Here is a 17415-nt window from a genome sequence, read left to right on the forward strand (position 1 = left end):
CTTATCATGGCGGCTGCACGCGCCGGCGCGGCGCTTTCGACCACCATGCCACTGCTTCCGACACAAGACTTCCAGGGCCAGACGCTGGTCCGCGTCGGCGATGCCGACAACTTCATGCTGCTCGCTCCGCAACACGGCGGCCGCCTGGTGCGCTGGGTGCATCGCGGCGAGGACATCCTGTACTGGCCCGACAACGCCGACTGGAGCCGCCCCGCCAAGGTTCGCGGCGGCAATCCACTGCTATTTCCGTTTATCGGCCGGCATTTTGTCGACAGCGTCGCCGGGCAGTGGCGCGATCGGCAAGGCACCGTGCGGACGCTGGCGCAGCACGGCTTTGCGCGCGACCTGCCGTTCGACGTCACCGCGATCGATGCAGCCGGGTCAGTCACGATGACGCTGCGCGACAGTGTGCAGACACGGCCCGGCTACCCCCATGCGTTTGTGTTCGACGCGGTGTATGCGCTGCTGCCCGACGGGCTGGAGGTCACGCTGCGCACCACCAACACCGGGGACCAGTCGCTACCCTGCTATCCCGGCCACCACTTCTACTTTGCGCTGCCGCGCGCTCAGCGCGCCGCGTCGACACTGGCATTGCCGCCGGCCGATCGCGTGCGCCAGCTGCCCGATGGCACTCCCGGTCCGGGCGATGCGGGCGAGCCCGCCTACCGGCTCGACGACCCGCGCCTGCAGGACACCTACCATGTGTTCCGCGGCGGTGCCGGCGCCATGCTGTCCATGCCGGGGCGCACCATCTCGTTCGAACTGGACGTTGCCGGCAGCGTGCCGTGGCACGCCGTGACGACGTGGTCCGAAAGCGAACAGTCTGATTTCTATTGCGTGGAACCTTGGGTGGGATTGCCCGATGCGATCCACCACGGCCAAGGGCTGCGCTGGCTCGCGCCGGGCCAGTCGGAAAGCGCCGTGTGCCGGCTGCGGGTGACGGCCTGAGGCAAAGCGAGGGGGCGGCGGCTCAGTGTTCGCTCAGTGTTCAAAGTCCAGCCCGCCGATCAGAATGGCCGGATCCGCCTGCGACAACGAGCCAAAATCGATGCCGCGCGGCTCCTGCCACGCGCGCAGCTTGCCCGGCAGTGCCGCCAGGTAGCCGGCAAAGCGCGCCTCGCCACCAGCGGCGAACAGCCGCTGCACCTCCAGGCCATCCCACGCCAGCGTGACATCGAGCGGATAGGCATGGCGCCGCAGTTCCGCCGGTCCGTCGCCCGTCATGCGCAGACTCGGGGGACGGTTCGGCGCCTCGGCAGGCAAGGCATGCAACTGCACGCGCCGGTGCAGCTTGCCGATGGCTTCGACGATGCGAGGCAAGCATTCCGCTTCAAAGCGGGCGTAGAAGTCCGTGGTCAAGGTCGGCCGTCCTGACGTTGCGAGTCGAAGGCGCCGGCTGCCCGGTATGGCGCGCCGGCGCTGCCAGCCACTATACGCCGCCGTGCGCGCCAGCGGACGACCGGTACACCTGGAAGCCCAGCCCCGGCGACCGCACCTCGGTCTCCCCCTCCTGCAACGTCACCGGCCGCAGGCTGCCGTTCGCCATCGATTCCGCCGCAAACTCCGCGATGTTGCGTAGCCGGGCCGCCGGGATGCCGCGCGCGCTAAGTCGCGCTTCCAGCTCTGCCGCAGTACTGCCTGCCACGGCCCGCGCAATCGCCTGCTTCAGCGCGGCCGGGTCGCGCGAGCGCACGAAGGCAGGCAAGGTGCCTGCATCAAGCGGAGCCTCGAACAGCGCCGGGTCTCGTGCGAGGTCGCCCTGCCCGAGCACATCCAGCAGCGCCAGCAACTGCCTCGGCGTATTGGCGCCAATGGCAAGCCAGCCGTCCTGCGTGCGAAAGAAATCCGCCGACGGGCTGCCCGAGTAGCCCTGGTTGCCTTGCCGGACCGGCACCGAGCCGGTGGTCATGGCATCGCAAGTCATTGGGTACATCAGCTGCATGCCCGCGGTTGCCATCGACACATCGAGCAGCACGCCGTGTCCGCAGCGCTCGCTTTCGCGCACACCCGCCAGGATCGCAAGGGCCGCCAGCATGCCGGTCGCCGAATCGATCACCGGGAAGCCCGTCTTCAGCGGCGGATCGCCTTCGCTGCCGCCCATCCAGGCCATGCCGGTGGCGGCCTGCACCACATGGTCGTACGCCGGCCGGCCATGCCAGTCCGGCGCACCGCGGCCAAACCCGGAAATGCTGCAATAGACCACGCGCGGATTGCGCGCGCGCACCGCCTCGTAGCCCAGGCCGAAGCGCTCGAGCACGCCGGGCCGCAGGTTGTCGACAAAGACGTCGCAGCGGCTGGCCAGCTCCAGTGCGTGCTCGCGCCCGGCTTCGTCCGACAGGTCCAGCGCCAGCGACGACTTGCCTGCATTGAGCGCGACAAAGGCGGCATGGCCCCGGCCGGCGCGGCGCATCACGTCGCCGCCGCCGGCATGCTCGACCTTGGTGACCTGCGCGCCCAGCTGCGACAGCAGGAACGTGGCGAACGGCCCGGCGATCACGTGCGAGAAGTCGAGCACGCTGATGCCGGACAGCGGTGCAAAGGCGGTATGTTGGGTAAGCGTCATGGCGAGCCTTATTCGATGGTGATGCGGTTCTTGTCGATGACGCGGCGCATGCGCGCGGTCTCGTCGGCGACCTGCCGCGAAAACGCTTCGGGCGTCGGCGTCGGCGCGATCACCGCGCCCATTTCGGTGTAGAGCCGGCGCAGGCCGGGATCGTCCAGCGCCTTCAGGATCGCGGCATGCAACCGAGCCACGATTGGCGCCGGCAGGTTGGGCGGCGCCCACACGCCGCTCCAGGCATCGAGGTCGAGATCCTTGCGCCCGAGCGCTTCGTCCAGCGTCGGCACCTGCGGCAGCACTGCAGCGCGGCTGGCCGACGTCACCGCCAGCGCGCGGACCTTGCCAGCGCCGAGCTGTGGCAGAGCCGTCGTCGCCACGGGGAAGCCGAACTGGGTATCGCCCTTGAGCAGCGACGGCACGATTTCCACCGAGCCCTTGTACGGCACGTGCACCACGTCGATCCCCGCGGCCGCAGCGAATGCCGCGCCCGACACATGCGCCGCCGAGCCGATCCCGCCGGAAGCGAAGTTCAGCGCGCCCGGCGCCCGCCGTGCCGCTGCAACGAGATCGGCCACGGTCCGATACGGCGAGCCAGCGCTGACTATCAGCACCGCCGGGCTGACGCCGACGCGGACGATGTGGGTGAATGCCGCGGGATCGAATTTCGCGCCCGGCTGCAACAGCTTCTGCGTCACGTGGGTGGAAGCGCCAAGCATCAGGGTGTAGCCATCGGCCGGCTGCTGCGCAACGAACTCGGCCGCCAGGATGCCACCGGCCCCCACCTTGTTCTCGACCACGACCGGCTGGCCGAGCTGTTGCGCCAGCACCTCGGCCAGCTTGCGGGTCTGGATGTCGGGGCCGCCGCCGGCCGCGTAGGGCACGACCAGCCGTATCGGCCGGCTTGGATAAGGCTGTGCCGCGCGGCTTGCGCCGGACAGGCCCAGTGCGCCGGCGGCCGGCAGGGCCAGCATCGACTTCAGCAGCAGGCGGCGCATGGGGCTGCGCCCACCGGGATTGGTTTGCATCGCAGGTCTCCTCACTGGTTTGACCCGATTGTCCGGCCCGACGTCATTCGAAACAATTATCCAGTTCTGATGGAGCCATCACGATTCGTTATGAGCAAAGCCCCTTCCGCACCGGCATCGGCAAACCGCATCGACCGGCTGCGCATCCGGCACCTGCGGTTGCTGGACCTCGTCGCTCGCAGCGGCTCGCTGACCGCGGCGGGCGAAGCGCTGCACATCAGCCAGCCCGCCGTCACCAAGATGCTGCAGGAGCTGGAGCACGCCTTCGGCTGCCGGCTGATCGAGCGCACCACGCGCGGCGGGCGCCTGACAACGGCGGGCGAACGCGCGCTGGAACGGCTGCGGGTGGTGCTGGGCGCGATCGATGCCGCCAGCGAGGCGCTGCAGGCCAGCCCGGAAGTGCCGCTGGTGCGGCTGGGCATGCTGCCGCTGGTGGGCGTCGAGGTGCTGCCGAAAGTGGTCGCGCTGCTGCGCAGCCAGGGCACGCTGCCCCGGCTGGCCGTGCGCGAACATACCGTGGGCGGCCTGACCGCATTGCTCGGCGACGGTGAACTGGACTGCGTGATCGGGCGGCTGCAGAAGGAAGACGTCGACCAGCTCCAGGCGCAGTTGCACATCACGCCATTGCGGGACGAATACCTGGCAGTCGCCTGCGCACCCGACCACGTGCTGGCCCGGCGCCGCGATATTACGCTGGCCGACCTGCACGCCGGTCCATGGATCCTGCCACCGCGCGGCACCCACACCCGCGACGTATTCGAGCAACCCTTCCTGAATGCAGGGCAACTGCCGCCGACGCCGCATATCGAATCGGCCTCCTTCCACAGCAACCTGGCCATGACTGCCGCAGGCAGTTTTCTTACCGTGGCGCCGGCAAGCGCGCTTGCTCCCTATGTGGCGATGTCGATGGTGCAGGAAGTGCGGCTGCGCACGCAGCTCGCCTCTGGGCGGCTGGTTTTCATCACGCCAGCGGATACTGAGACGCCGCCCGCCGTTACGGCTCTGCGGCAGGCCCTGGAAGCGGTGGCGCGCGAGCCCGCGCAACCGACGGGGCGCTCGCCGCGCCGCTGACCGCGCGCCGCACCCGCCAAATAGCTTCGTTATGGTGCGATGCAAACTGGCAAATTGCAGGTGCCGGCCGCGCCCACGCAAGGTCCCCGTTTAGGACCAGTGGAGACAGTTGATGACATGGACACTAGGCAACTGGCCACGACGCTGCTTGGCAGCGGCGCCGCGCAGGCACAGGCGATCGGCCCCGGCTTGTTCGACATGATGGCGGTACGTGACGAAAGCACGCTCGCATCGGTGATTTCCCGCGCGATGCCGTGGTGCCCTGCTGGGCGTGCCCCCGCAAGCGCGATATCGTACTGCGCTTCGAAGGTCGCGATGTCGTCGCGGGCCTTGGCAAGTCCATAGTCCAACATAGCCTCCACCGAAAGAAACAACGCCGCTCCCAAATTCAGTTCATGGAGCATGACGGTCGGAGATTCGGACGCATCGGCGCGCCGTTGGTAGCTGCGCTGGGTATCGTCGTACTCCCACTTGTTGAGAGTGGCCATGGCTCATTGCCATTTCTTCGTGCGACGATGCAGCAGTCCTCGCACCCTCGCACGGTTCGTTGCCGGGCTTAATGAGACACGTACGGAGCAGACTATGACACGTCTGGCCAAACGTTCAGATGCACCATCACGCGGATGCAGCCCAACTCGCGTAGGTACGCCAAGGTCTTTTCCAGCCGATCAAATCGGTGCGGGCACTCACGAGACGAGCGCTCACTGGTAACCATTGATGCGCACGTGCCAGCCTTCCGGCGTCGGCAACAGCTCGACAAATCCCACTAAACCACGCTCGAGCGAGGCCATGAACTGGTGTTCTAACAGGTTGGGCAAAGTATCTCTCCTTCGCAAAAAACATCGAACTAGGTCAAAGGAAATTCGCATCGCAGCCTCCGAATGGGCAGCAGCGTGGGTTTTATTGAGCAGGGCCACAGCAACGCATTAGCGGCCCAGATAAACGGCAGTAATCTCCTCGCGATTGTGACCGAGTTCTGCTGAAACCTGCAGTCGCGCTGAACGATCTACAGCCCGCTGTTGCTGCGTGAGCTGCGCTGAAACTGGGCCACCTGCGGCAGGAGCTGGCCAGCCAGTGAGCTGCTGGTAACGACGCTGTGCATACGCATGCCGAAGTCCATGTAACTTCGACAGGCCAGCCTTTTCAACCGCCGACTTATAGCGATGAAGCTGATCGACATACTTGAGATCCTTAGGAATCATCGACCCGCTTTCACAGAAGGCAGTCGCACGCGCAAGTACGGCCCGCTGATGCTCATCGGTGATAGGTATAGCGCGTGCCCGACCTCCCTTACACCACGTTGGCCCGAGGTGAATCTCCTGCACTACATCCGCCGTCAGACCTGCCAGCGCATATTTCGCCTGAAACTTGAGGCACTCCTCTCGACGCAGGCCAAAGGCCTGCTGCAACTCGACAGAACAGCGCAGACGCTCGTCGGCAATCTTCTCAAGATCCCCCGACGTGAGCACCAGTGCCTTCGAAATGTTGGTGACATAGCGGCGCCTACCAATACCCGACTCGGCATTGGTGCGTGGGACGCAATTTTGCTTGCCAACCTTCTCTGCCCACCACCGCACATGTGACATACGGTTTTTCATGGTGCCCACAACAATACCGGAGGCCTTCCAGCGCTCAACCAACGCGGCAACATGTTTTGGCTTCAACCCGGTAGCGGGAAGCGTCCGGAAGCCCATATCTTTAAGGTCATGAGCCACCTGTGCGAGCACTTCCCTGCGGGCCGCTCGGGTCGCATACGAGCCATCACGATTGCGCTCAACCAGGCGCATTAGGTCAGCAAATATATCGATCTTCATCGGGATCCTCACTTGGTCAGTCTTAACGTTGGTCAGTGTTAACTGCGGCTGGCTAAACCAGCCCTAGCACCGTGACCCTTGGGTACGCGGTACGGGTACAACGACCAGCCTCGGCATTACCAGCCGGCCTGTGCGTCCCGTCGGGCACACACAGACGTTCTGGCGACAACATGCCGGGGCTACGTGAGGCGGAGCCCTATGTCCACCTTCATTGCTTTCCAAACGGGCAACCGGTTGGTTCCGTTGGATGTCTGCGTTGAGAGTGCAGACGAACTCGCCAGAAGAGTTCTGGCTATGCTCAGATGTGCTGAGGAAATAAGGAGAGGGGAAGGGCGTTGCCCCCTTATCGACGCTGCCGGATACGGCTATAGCGAAAGGGCAAGAATGACGTGACAGCGAGGCATGCGAAGCCCTCGGCTAAGGTCAGGAAAGGCGGGAAAGGGAATGACCTCCGCAACTGCTACGGTACGGAGCACCATCGAAGGATGGTTGACCAGAAATTGGACGGACTTAGACAGCCCAGCCGATCAGCCAAAAAATGTAGACGGGTTATGACTAGAACAGTAGTTACAGCGCCAAGCGCCTCACCACATAGTAGTCACGCCACGTCCAGCTGTGGCACGCAATGCCAATGTCGATGCCCAAAGGGCGAGAAGTGCTCAGTAGATTAATGTGTCACATCGATTTTGGCAAGCCCGTCAATATCCCGTGCTGCCATTCGGAGACCCTCTCGTGTTATCGGACTGCCTGCGCAGCAGTCAACGGGGTCCATACACGGGGTGATTTGGAACAAACACCCCACCTCAAGGAGGGTCGCAAGGGCGCGAATTACGCATTAAATGACGGCGATGGGCTTTTAGGACAAATCGTGATCTGCACAATCCTGACGACATCGACAACGGCAGCCTCGCAGATGGCGCTCTTCGCGCTCTTTCTCCTGAACGCGAAGACCGTTCCGAGCAACCCAAATGAAGAAGGCCGCGATGGGGGCCCCTATCACCAAGACAGCTAAACCGATCGTCATAGCAATCCTCCCGAACTTCAGTGTGAAATATAGGGATATAGCTCCTGCCTAACAGCGTAAATGCGGCTCGACAGAAAGAGGGGACGTGCTAGGCTGAATTCGAAGCGCAGCACCTGGTTTCGTATCCTGCGCCAGTAGCAAGGCAACATGCCCTTACCCTGCCAGTAGGCAGTACAGGCGGCAACACATTGCACAGCTGACTGATAGTGGGCGAGCTTGCCCTCCTCGTATTGCAGGTAGGCTGCCACGAGCGAGTGGAGTTGCACTGCAATAGCCTCCTGGGAAGCCGGAAGGCGAAATGGCCGATGCGCCAAGGTAGCGCCTAAGGTGTGGTACGGTGCAGCCGCCCGGGCGAGATTGCCGGCGTGGTGCGCCGTGTGCCAGAGGACAAACATGCCGCTCATGGTAAGAGTTGGTCCGGTTCGGCGCCGCCAAGGATACCGACGCAGACGTAGCATAGCCAATTCGGCCCAAAATGTCACGATTAGTGTGTGGCCGATTAGTGTTCATGCTTTGACAGTGGGGGGGTATGAAAAGAACCCTACGCCATCGCTTCGGCAAGCGAATACGTGAACTTCGGCAAGCCACCGGCCTCTCCCAAGAAGCATTTGCGGACCATGTAGGCTTTGCGCGTACCTACATGAGCCGTATCGAAACCGGCGCTGCCAACCCCTCGCTGGATGCGATCGAAACACTGGCCACGGCGCTTCAGATTAGCGTGGCTGAACTCTTCAGTACGCTATGAGCGTAGTGATCTGGGCGACATGAGCGTGACCGGATTTACGCCGGGTCCGCGGGCATTTGCCGCGACCGCTGCCGACCAGCGCAGCCTGATCGCCGTGCGCGCGGAGCGGCTGGACGGCTACAGGAAGGCGGACGCGATCGCCGAGGGAATCGAGTCGGACGACGATGGCTGAAAGTCCTACGCTGGTGGCTCTTGTGTACGGCCTTTTCCTACCACCAGCTACGCATCGCTATGAGACAGCATCAGCCGCTGCGCGACGCCATGTCCTGACAGGCACCTGGTGGTCAAGCAACCCCAGAAGGGCGACCCTGCGCATCCATCATCGGCGAGCTAAAGCCGCGCATGGACCGGATCAAGGTCCACAAGGCCGGGTTCGATGTCAGCGAAATCTACCTGCTGGTCAACGAACGCGGCCTAAGGCTGAGCCAGCCGGCGCTGCTGGCACTTCCATAACGCCAAGGACACCACAGTGTAGGAATGCCCCGGCCACGCAGAGCGCCTGGCCAACTTCTGGCTGTATGATGCGCGCGAAGGCCTCAGTGACCAGAGGGGGCAAAGCCGCAGCGGCCGACCTGCTTGGGCATGCCGACGTACGCACCACTAAGACTAAGCGCCACTACTCGCGGCGCGGGAAACGGGTGACGCCGACGAAGTGAATTGCGGAGCGGAGGTTCAGTTGCTGAGCATGGACCGCTGCCAGAATCGTGCTAGAATCCGCTCCCAACAAGCCATAGCGGGCGTCGTATAATGGCCATTACCTTAGCTTCCCAAGCTAAAGACGTGGGTTCGATTCCCATCGCCCGCTCCACCTCAAGTCGAGACAAGCCGCCATTGCCACCGTTAACACTGTTACGGTGATCTGCCCGGCGGCTTTTTTGTTGCCATGCTTCCCCAAGACCCCAGCACCGGACCTACGCCGTCCGATGACGCCTCGCCGGTGGACAACGCCCAGCAGCCGTCCGCCCCCTCTCCTGCCGATCCCGAAGGCGTCGCGCATCCGCGCCGCATCCGCTCGTTCGTGCGCCGTGCCGGCCGCACGTCGACCGGGCAGCAGCGCGCCATCGATGAAGTCGGTCCGCGCATGCTGGTGCCGTACGCGCCACAGCCGCTGGACTGGGAAGCCACGTTCGGCCGCAAGGCGCCGTCGATCCTGGAGATCGGCTTTGGCATGGGGGAGACCACCGCGCATATCGCCGGGTTGCGGCCGCAGGACAATTTCCTGGGTTGCGAGGTGCATGAACCCGGCGTCGGCGCCCTGCTCAAGCTGATCGACGAGCGCGGCCTGGAAAACATCCGCATCCTGCAGCACGACGCGGTCGAGGTCATCGCCCACATGCTGACCGACGACTGCCTGGACGGCGTGCATATCTATTTCCCGGATCCGTGGCACAAGAAGCGCCACAACAAGCGCCGGCTGGTGCAGCCGCCGCTGGTGAAGCTGCTGGCCGCGCGGCTGAAGCCGGGCGGCTATATCCACTGCGCCACCGACTGGGAAGAGTACGCGCACCAGATGGTCGAGGTGCTGGCGGGTGAGCCGCTGCTGGAGAACACCTCCGGCGCGGCGGATGGCTTTTCGGAGCGGCCCGACTACCGGCCGGTGACCAAGTTCGAGCGCCGCGGCGTGCGGCTCGGGCATGGGGTGTGGGACGTGGTGTTCCGCAAGCGCGCCTGAGCGCAGGCATCCGGCGCAAACAAAAAAGCGTGGCAGGTGCCACGCTTTTTTGTTGCCTCCGCGTTGTGTGCCGCTTATGCGTGCCAGGACACCAGCCCCGAATAAGCGGTAAATAGCACCACGATGCCGAAGGCAATGCGATACCACGCAAACGGCTTGAAATCGTGCGTGGCGACAAAGCGCAGCAGCCAGCGCACGCACAGGAACGCGGACAGGAAGGCGAAGACAAAGCCGACAGCGAAGATGCCGAGGTCATCCCCGTTCAGCAGTGCGCGCGCCTTGTACAGTTCATAGACCGTCGCGCCGAAGATCACCGGGATCGCGAGGAAGAACGAGAACTCGGTCGCCACTTGGCGCGACAGCCCGAACAGCATGCCGCCGATGATGGTGGCGCCCGAGCGCGAGGTGCCCGGCACCAGCGCGAAGCACTGCGCCAGGCCCACCTTGAGGGCATCGCGCCAGTTCAGGTCATCGACCGATTCGATGCGCGGCGCGCCCGCCTTGGCCGCCTCCAGCAGCGCATTGCCCTGCGGGTGCGAAACCGTGCCGCGGCGCGCGTCGCGCCACTCGGCCAGCAGGATCACCACGCCGCCGACGATAAAGGCCAGCGCCACCGAGATCGGGTTGAACAGGTGTGCCTTGATCCATTTGCCGAAGATAAAGGCCAATACGATTGCCGGCGCACTCGCGATCACCACGTTGATGGCAAAGCGCTGCGCCTTTGGCTCCGACCCGAGGCCGCGCACCACGTTGGCGATACGGGCGCGGAATTCCCAGCAGACTGCCAGGATGGCACCGAACTGGATCACGATCTCGAAGATCTTGCCCTTCTCGTCGTTGAAGTCGAGCAGTTGGCCTGCCAGGATCAGGTGGCCGGTGCTCGAGATGGGAAGGAACTCGGTCAGTCCTTCGACAATGCCGAGGATCACGGCTTTCAGGGCAAGTGCGATTTCCATGCGGAACGGAGAAACGTTGTCATCGGCGTTGCCCGGCATGCGCCGGACCGCCTGGTTTGTTGTTCGAGCGCCCGGATACCCGAGGGCGATCAGGGACGGTTGACCTTGACGTTGATGCCGTCAGGCAAAACGGTGATTGTACCGGGCTCGACTTGCGAGCCGGCAACCCGCAACTGGTCTTCGCGGAAGGTATAGAGCGGATAGCCCTGCAGCAGCTGCTCGGCCAGGATGCCGCCCAGCGCATTGAACTGACGCGAAAACTGTGCCGGCATGCCCTGCACGTCGAAGCGCTGCACCTCGGGGTCCTGCAGCACCACCGAGCGCGTGGGGGCGTCATAGCGCAACCCGCTGTCCAGCGCGAAGCGCCCCGTCAGCGCCTGGCGGAAAAACAGCTTGTTGTCGATGGTGGCGTCGAACTGCACGTTGACGCGGTTGCGCACCGAGTCCAGCGTCAGCTGCGGATTGGTGAGCTGGATATCGAACAGCTCCATATACCGCTTGTTGAACGGGAACTTGCGTTCCAGCGCAGCCTGCAGCTGGCTTTGCGAGAACGTGTACTCGTTGCGGAACGCGCCGCAGGCGGCGAGGCCGGCGGCCAGCGCGGCCGTGCCAGCGACGGCCAGCCAGCGCCGTCGGGATGTCCGGATCATGTTGCCTCCGAGTTCAGGAGTTGGGACGGGCGTGCCGGCACGGTGGCCGATGTCACCCGCGCGAGCCGGGCCGGGCAGGCGTGGCCTGCGGCGCGGTCAGGATTTCGAGTCGGGTCAGCCAGTGCAGCGCGGCTTCGCGCGAGTCTCCGCACATTTCCGCCGAGGGCTTCAGGCCGGCACAGAACGCCGGCCGGTCAGGCCGGCCGAACACCGCGCAGCGCATGTCAGGCAGCAACTGCGCGCACGGCACGCCCGCGGGCTTGCCCTCCGGCATGCCGGGCAAGGCCGAGGCAATCGATGGGGCAATACAACAGGCGCCGCAGCCAGCGCGGCAGGAAAGGTGTGACCGGCAACTCATCGCATTGGTTCAGGGAACGCCGCATGCCATGGCAAGCAAGGCGGCTGACATCAAGGCGCCATTGTGCCCGAAGGGCCGCGATCGTCCTGTAAGAAAAGGAAAACGCCGCGTGCGCGATCGCACCGGCACAGCGCCGCAGGTCGTGACTTGCGCGGCATCTGCATCACATGTCTCGGATTCGCCTCGGTGAGTACCCTAGCCCGCCCCGGCCGCGCTTGACCCTCACATGGCCCTACTCTACATTAATGACCCACAAGTTATTAACATCCAGCCCCCGCCCCACCGTGCCCCGCAGTCCTCGCAAGACACCCGTGAAAACACCCGCCGAACCGCACAAGGAGGCCGATGTGCCGCGCTGGAGCCGGCGCAAGGCCGCGCGCCCGCAGGAGCTGGTGGCGGCGGCGCTCGACCTGTTCGTCGAGCGCGGCTACGCGGCCACGCGGCTGGAAGACGTGGCGGCGGCCGCGGGAGTGTCCAAGGGCACGGTCTACCTGTACTTTGCCAACAAGGAAGAGCTGTTCAAGTCCGTGGTGCGCGCAAACCTGGTCCCGACCCTGTCGCGCGGCACCGAGCTGGTCGACCGCTACGAGGGCAGCACCCCGGAACTGCTGCGCGAGCTGCTGCGCGGCTGGTGGGGCCTGATCGGCGCCACGCCGGTGGCGGGCCTGACCAAGCTGATCATGGCCGAGTCGGCCAACTTTCCCGACATCGCCCGTTTCTATAACGAAGAGGTGATGGTGCCGGGCGACGAACTGTTCGCCAGGGTGCTGGCGCGCGGCGTGGCACGCGGCGAATTCCGCCCGATGCCGGCCAACCCGACCACCACGCTGATCTGTGCCCCGCTGGTGTTCCTGATGATGTGGCAGCGCGCACTGCGTGCCACCTCTGAAAAAGACATCGACCCCGAAGCCTTCCTCGACAACCTGCTCGACATGCTGCTGTTCGGCCTGACCACCGGCGAGGCGCGCGAGCGCCCGTTGCCACCGCAGCAAGGCCCGTACGTGTGGGAGCGCATCCGCGACGAGATGCTGGCGCAAGGCGCCAAAGATGCGGAAGGCAATGCGGACGCCGATGCCGCCAACGACCCGGGCACGCGCCCGGCGAAACCAACATGAAACGAAAGACCCTGCTGATCGCCGTGGCCTGCGCCATCGTGGTCGTGAGCGCCGTGGCTGCCGTGCGCAAGGCCAGCAGCGCGCGCCAGCCGCAACCGCCAGTACAGGCCGCCGCGAACGTGGTGGAGTTCCTGCAGACCGATCTCGTCAACGTGGGCCGCCAGGACCTGCAGGTGTCGCTGCCGCTGTCAGGCAGCCTGCGCGCACTGAACCAGGCGTCGGTCAAGGCCAAGGTCTCGGGCGAAGTGCAGCAAGTGCTGGTGCGCGAAGGCGAGCCGGTACGCGCCGGCCAGGTGATCGCTCGCATCGACCCAACCGAATACGAGGCCAAGGTGGCGCAGGCCCGCGGGCAGATGCTGGCCATGCAGGGGCAGTTCCATAACTCGCGCCAGACGTGGGAGCGCAACCGCGAGCTGGTCGGCAAGGGCTTTATCTCCAAGACCGCGTTTGACAAGTTCCAGTCCGACCTGGACGTGGCCCGCGCCAATCTCGATGCCGCACAGGGCGGCCTGGCAGTGGCACAGAAGGCGCTGGCCGACACCGTGGTCAAGGCGCCGCTCGACGGCATGGTCGCCGCGCGCGCGGTGCAGCCGGGCGAGAAGGTGTCGCCCGATACCCGCCTGGTAGACGTGGTAGACCTGCGCGTGCTGGAACTGGAGGCGCCGGTGCCGATGGCCGACGTGGCGCGCGCGAGCGTCGGCCAGGCGGTCGAGCTCGACGTGGAAGGCGCCGGGCGTTTTACCGGCAAGCTGGTGCGGATCAACCCGTCCGTGATGCAGGGCACGCGCAGCATCATGGTCTATGTCCGTGTGGAAAATGCCGACGCGAAGCTGCGCGCGGGCATGTTCGCGCGCGGCGCGCTGGTGCTTGGCGAGCGGTCCGCCGTGGTGGCCGTGCCCGTCTCGGCGGTGCGCATGGAAGGCGAGCGCGCTTTCGTCTACGCCATCGACAAGGATGTGCTGGCCGAGCGTCCGGTGCAACTGGGCGTGCGCGACGAAGGCAGCGGGCTGGTGGAGATCGTCTCCGGCCTCGACGCCGGCACCGAGATCGTGCGCACCAACCTCGGCACGCTGCGCAGCGGCAGCCAGGTGCGGCGCGTGAAGGCCTGAAGCTTAGCCACAGAACGGAACGCGCCCCATGTGGTTCACTCGCCTGTCCATCCGCAACCCCGTGCTGGCCACCATGATGATGATGGCCTTCATCGTGGTCGGGCTGTTCTCTTACCAGCGCCTGCCGGTCGACCAGTTCCCCGACATCACCTTCCCGGTGGTGGTGGTGCAGACCGAATACCCGGGCGCCGCGCCGGAATCGGTTGAATCCGACGTTACGCGCAAGGTCGAGGAGATCGTCAACACCATCTCCGGCATCGACGAGATCTTCTCGCACTCGTACCAGGGCACCTCGGTCGTGGTCATCAAGTTCGACCTCAGCGTCGATGTCGGCCAGGCCGCGCAGGACGTGCGCGACAAGATCGCGCTGATCCGGCCGCAGTTCCGCGACGAGGTCAAGGATCCGCGCGTGCTGCGCTACGATCCGTCCGACGCGCCGGTCTTCCACCTGTCTGTGTCCAACGCGACCGGCGCCAACCGCAGCCAGCGCGAGCTGACCACTATCGCCGACCAGATCGTGCGCAAGCGGCTGGAGACGGTGCGCGGCGTGGGTGCGATCAATATCGTCGGCGGCACCAAGCGCGAGGTCGAGATCCGCATCCGTCCCGCGCAGCTGGAAGCGCTGGGCATCGGCGTCGACCAGGTGATGAACGCGATCCGCAACGAGAACCAGGAGCTGCCCGCGGGCGAGCTGCGGTCCTCGTCGACCGAAACCGTGGTGCAGATCAAGGGCCGCGTGCCCACGCCAGATGCCTTCCGCAAGATCATCGTGGCGCGCCGCGCCGGCCAGCCGGTCACGCTGGGCGAGATCGCCGACGTGCGCGACGGGCAGGAGGAGCAGGAAAGCCTGGCGCTGCTCGACGGCAAGCGCGCCCTCTTCCTGTCGGTGGTGAAGGCACAGGGCCAGAACACCGTCGATACCGTAGACGGCCTGGCGCGCATGACCGACGAGGTGCGCAGGCTGGTGCCCGCCGGCGTGCAGCTCAACGTGGTCAACGACACCGCGCGCGGCATCCGCAGCAGCGTGAAGGAGGTGCGCTCCACGCTGCTGGAAGGCGCGTTCCTGACCGTGGCGATCGTGTTCCTGTTCCTCGGCTCGTGGCGCAGCACGGTCATCACCGGCCTGACGCTGCCGATCGCGCTGATCGGCACCTTCGGCGTGATGTATATGTGCGGCTTCACGCTCAACGTGATCACGCTGATGGCGCTGTCGCTGTGCGTGGGCCTGCTGATCGACGATGCCATCGTGGTGCGCGAGAACATCGTGCGCCACAACCTGATGGGCAAGGACCATCGCAGCGCGGCGCTGGACGGCACCAACGAGATCGGGCTGGCGGTGCTGGCCACCACCTTCTCGATCGTGGCGGTGTTCCTGCCGGTGGGCTTCATGGGCGGGATCATCGGGCGCTTCTTCCACCAGTTCGGCATTACGGTGGTGGCGGCGGTGCTGATCTCGATGTTCGTATCGTTCACGCTGGACCCGATGCTGTCGTCGGTCTGGCACGACCCGGATCTTCACGGCACCGGCAACAAGAAGAGCTGGTACGGACGCACCATTGGGCGGATGCTCGACTGGTTCTCGGCACGGATGGATCGCCTCGGCAATGGCTATGCCGCGATGCTGGGCTGGGCGCTCAAGCACCGGCTTGCAACCGCGATCATCGCTGCGGTGACCTTCTTCGGCAGCTTTGCGCTGGTGCCGCTGATCGGCACGGAGTTCGTGCCCAATGCCGACCTGGGCGAAACGCAGGTCGGCTTCACCACGCCGGTCGGCACGTCGATCGAAGTGACCGAGGCCAAGGTGAGGCAGGTGGAAGCCGCGCTGAAGTCCTTCCCGGAAGTCGCCTACACCTACGCCACCATCAACTCGGGCAATGCCTCGGGCCGCAACAACGCGCTGGTTTCGGTGCGCCTGATCGAGCGGCGCGCGCGCAAGCTTTCGACCGCGCAGCTCAACCCGCTGATCCGCGAGCGGCTGGCCGGCATCGCCGGCATCACGCTGACCATGGTCGGCATGCCCGATGGCGCCGGCGGCCAGAAGGCGATCCAGGTTTCCATCCAGGGCGACGACCTCAACGAGTTGCGCCGGCTGTCGCAGGAAGCCAGCAAGCGCATGCGGGCGATCCCCGGCCTGGCCGATCTGGACTCCAGCATGAAGGACGATCGCCCCACCATCGAGATCCGCATCCGCCGCGAGCTGGCCTCTGACCTGGGCGTGGGCGTGGCGCAGATCGGCAACGCGCTGCGGCCGCTGCTGGCCGGTGACGCCATCAGCTCCTGGCGCGCGCCCGATGACGAGAACTACGACGTGCGCGTGCGCCTGCCCAGGGACGCCCGCACCGGCATGGCCGACCTGAGCGCGCTGATGATCGCCAGCAGCCAGACCAACGCCGACGGCTCGCCAAAGATGGTGCCGCTGCGCCAGATCGCCGAACTGGTGCCGACCACCGGTGCCAACCAGATCAGCCGGCGCGACCTGAACCGCGAGGTCGAGCTGACCGCCAACGTGGCCGGGCGCTCCGCCGGCGAAGTGGCGCGCGACGTCAAGGCCACGCTGGACGGCATGAACTGGCCGGCGGGCTACAAATACCGTTTCGGCGGCTCGACCAAGTCGATGAACGAGTCCTTCGGCTACGCCGTGTCGGCGCTGGCGCTGGCGGTGATCTTCATCTACATGATCCTGGCCTCGCAGTTCGCCAGCTTCTTCCAGCCGATCGCCATCATGACCTCGCTGCCGCTGACGCTGGTCGGCGTGTTCGCGGCGCTGCTGCTGTTCCGCTCGACGCTGAACATGTTCTCGATCATCGGCTTCATCATGCTGATGGGGCTGGTGACGAAGAATGCGATCCTGCTGGTTGACTTCGCCAACCAGGCCCGGCGGGGCCATGTCGATGGAACGGACGGCAGCGACGGCCGCCAGCCGCTGTCGCGCGAGGCTGCGCTGGTCGAAGCCGCCCGCGTGCGCCTGCGCCCGATCCTGATGACGACGCTGGCGATGATCTTCGGCATGGTGCCGCTGGCCTTCAGCCTCGGCGAAGGCGCCGAGCAGCGCGCGCCGATGGGGCAAACCGTGATCGGCGGGATTATTACCTCTTCGATCCTGACGCTGGTGGTCGTGCCTGTGATCTATACGTATCTTGACGATTTCGGCGCGTGGCTGCGCCGGCTGTGGCAAGGAAAAGCGGCCGTGCCCTCCCCGGCCGCGCCCGCCCGGCCGGCCGCACAGGAATCGCCGCGGCCCACGGAAGCCAGCGCGGAATGAACCCGACGGCGCCCACAAGGTTAAAATAGCAGGTTAGACAAGACTGTCCGGCCG

At 65.3% G+C, this 17415-nt stretch carries 16 protein-coding genes and 1 tRNA gene; 9 read left to right on the forward strand and 8 right to left on the reverse strand.

The features are described from left to right. Positions 1-45: 45 nt before the first annotated feature. Entirely contained in the window at positions 46-948 is a 903-nt protein-coding gene (locus LPA45_RS13175) for an aldose epimerase (protein WP_317920767.1), read from the forward strand. A 33-nt stretch (positions 949-981) separates the two neighbouring features. Here the strand turns inward: LPA45_RS13175 and LPA45_RS13180 are convergent, their stop codons facing one another. The 3 genes from LPA45_RS13180 to LPA45_RS13190 all read right to left on the reverse strand — a co-directional run bounded on the left by LPA45_RS13180 (position 982) and on the right by LPA45_RS13190 (position 3585). After that, positions 982-1359 carry a DUF5594 family protein gene (locus tag LPA45_RS13180; protein ID WP_317920754.1) on the reverse strand — a complete coding sequence of 126 codons (378 nt, stop codon included), beginning with the start codon at positions 1357-1359 and terminating at the stop codon, positions 982-984. 70 nt (positions 1360-1429) lie between these two features. After that, on the reverse strand, positions 1430-2563 hold the full coding sequence (locus LPA45_RS13185) for a CoA transferase (RefSeq protein WP_317920752.1): 1134 nt from the start codon (positions 2561-2563) through the stop codon (positions 1430-1432). 8 nt (positions 2564-2571) lie between these two features. Beyond that, on the reverse strand, positions 2572-3585 hold the full coding sequence (locus LPA45_RS13190) for a tripartite tricarboxylate transporter substrate binding protein (protein ID WP_317920750.1): 1014 nt from the start codon (positions 3583-3585) through the stop codon (positions 2572-2574). Positions 3586-3675: 90 nt separating this feature from the next. Between LPA45_RS13190 and LPA45_RS13195 the strand changes: the two genes are divergently transcribed. Further along, complete coding sequence (locus LPA45_RS13195; RefSeq protein WP_317920748.1) at positions 3676-4656, forward strand: LysR family transcriptional regulator; 981 nt, start codon at positions 3676-3678, stop codon at positions 4654-4656. 29 nt (positions 4657-4685) lie between these two features. Here LPA45_RS13195 and LPA45_RS13200 read toward each other — a convergent pair whose 3' ends face one another. Further along, positions 4686-5144, reverse strand: a complete 459-nt coding sequence (locus LPA45_RS13200; protein ID WP_317920746.1) for a hypothetical protein — start codon at positions 5142-5144, stop codon at positions 4686-4688. Between the two features lie 438 nt (positions 5145-5582). After that, entirely contained in the window at positions 5583-6470 is an 888-nt protein-coding gene (locus LPA45_RS13205) for a phage integrase N-terminal domain-containing protein (protein WP_317920744.1), read from the reverse strand. Between the two features lie 1553 nt (positions 6471-8023). On the opposite strand from LPA45_RS13205, the gene LPA45_RS13210 reads away from it, so the two are divergent. The 4 genes from LPA45_RS13210 to trmB all read left to right on the forward strand — a co-directional run bounded on the left by LPA45_RS13210 (position 8024) and on the right by trmB (position 9911). Beyond that, entirely contained in the window at positions 8024-8239 is a 216-nt protein-coding gene (locus LPA45_RS13210) for a helix-turn-helix domain-containing protein (protein ID WP_116320757.1), read from the forward strand. A gap of 19 nt (positions 8240-8258) precedes the next feature. Next, positions 8259-8411, forward strand: a complete 153-nt coding sequence (locus LPA45_RS13215; protein WP_158577674.1) for a hypothetical protein — start codon at positions 8259-8261, stop codon at positions 8409-8411. A 561-nt stretch (positions 8412-8972) separates the two neighbouring features. Continuing rightward, a tRNA-Gly gene (locus LPA45_RS13220) sits at positions 8973-9047 on the forward strand. Positions 9048-9122: 75 nt separating this feature from the next. Continuing rightward, the gene (gene trmB, locus LPA45_RS13225; RefSeq protein ID WP_367394582.1) at positions 9123-9911 is read left to right on the forward strand and encodes a tRNA (guanosine(46)-N7)-methyltransferase TrmB; all 789 of its coding nucleotides are present in this window, start codon (positions 9123-9125) and stop codon (positions 9909-9911) included. Between the two features lie 74 nt (positions 9912-9985). Here trmB and LPA45_RS13230 read toward each other — a convergent pair whose 3' ends face one another. From LPA45_RS13230 to LPA45_RS13240, 3 genes are all read right to left on the reverse strand, one after another. Next, positions 9986-10867, reverse strand: a complete 882-nt coding sequence (locus LPA45_RS13230; protein ID WP_317920765.1) for an undecaprenyl-diphosphate phosphatase — start codon at positions 10865-10867, stop codon at positions 9986-9988. 89 nt (positions 10868-10956) lie between these two features. Continuing rightward, positions 10957-11517, reverse strand: coding sequence for a DUF1439 domain-containing protein (locus LPA45_RS13235; RefSeq protein ID WP_317920740.1), 561 nt, complete (start codon positions 11515-11517; stop codon positions 10957-10959). A 52-nt stretch (positions 11518-11569) separates the two neighbouring features. Then, on the reverse strand, positions 11570-11875 hold the full coding sequence (locus LPA45_RS13240; protein ID WP_029045432.1) for a hypothetical protein: 306 nt from the start codon (positions 11873-11875) through the stop codon (positions 11570-11572). A 284-nt stretch (positions 11876-12159) separates the two neighbouring features. On the opposite strand from LPA45_RS13240, the gene LPA45_RS13245 reads away from it, so the two are divergent. The 3 genes from LPA45_RS13245 to LPA45_RS13255 are packed head-to-tail and all read left to right on the forward strand — an operon-like array spanning position 12160 to position 17361. Then, positions 12160-12990 (forward strand): TetR/AcrR family transcriptional regulator, encoded by an 831-nt coding sequence (locus tag LPA45_RS13245; protein ID WP_367394583.1) that lies wholly within the window; start codon positions 12160-12162, stop codon positions 12988-12990. Then, complete coding sequence (locus LPA45_RS13250; protein ID WP_367394584.1) at positions 12987-14099, forward strand: efflux RND transporter periplasmic adaptor subunit; 1113 nt, start codon at positions 12987-12989, stop codon at positions 14097-14099. Before LPA45_RS13245 ends, LPA45_RS13250 begins: the two co-directional genes overlap by 4 nt. A 28-nt stretch (positions 14100-14127) precedes the next feature. Beyond that, on the forward strand, positions 14128-17361 hold the full coding sequence (locus LPA45_RS13255) for an efflux RND transporter permease subunit (protein WP_367394585.1): 3234 nt from the start codon (positions 14128-14130) through the stop codon (positions 17359-17361). Positions 17362-17415: the final 54 nt, after the last annotated feature.

Source organism: Cupriavidus sp. Agwp_2 (assembly GCF_040784895.1).
GTDB lineage: Bacteria > Pseudomonadota > Gammaproteobacteria > Burkholderiales > Burkholderiaceae > Cupriavidus.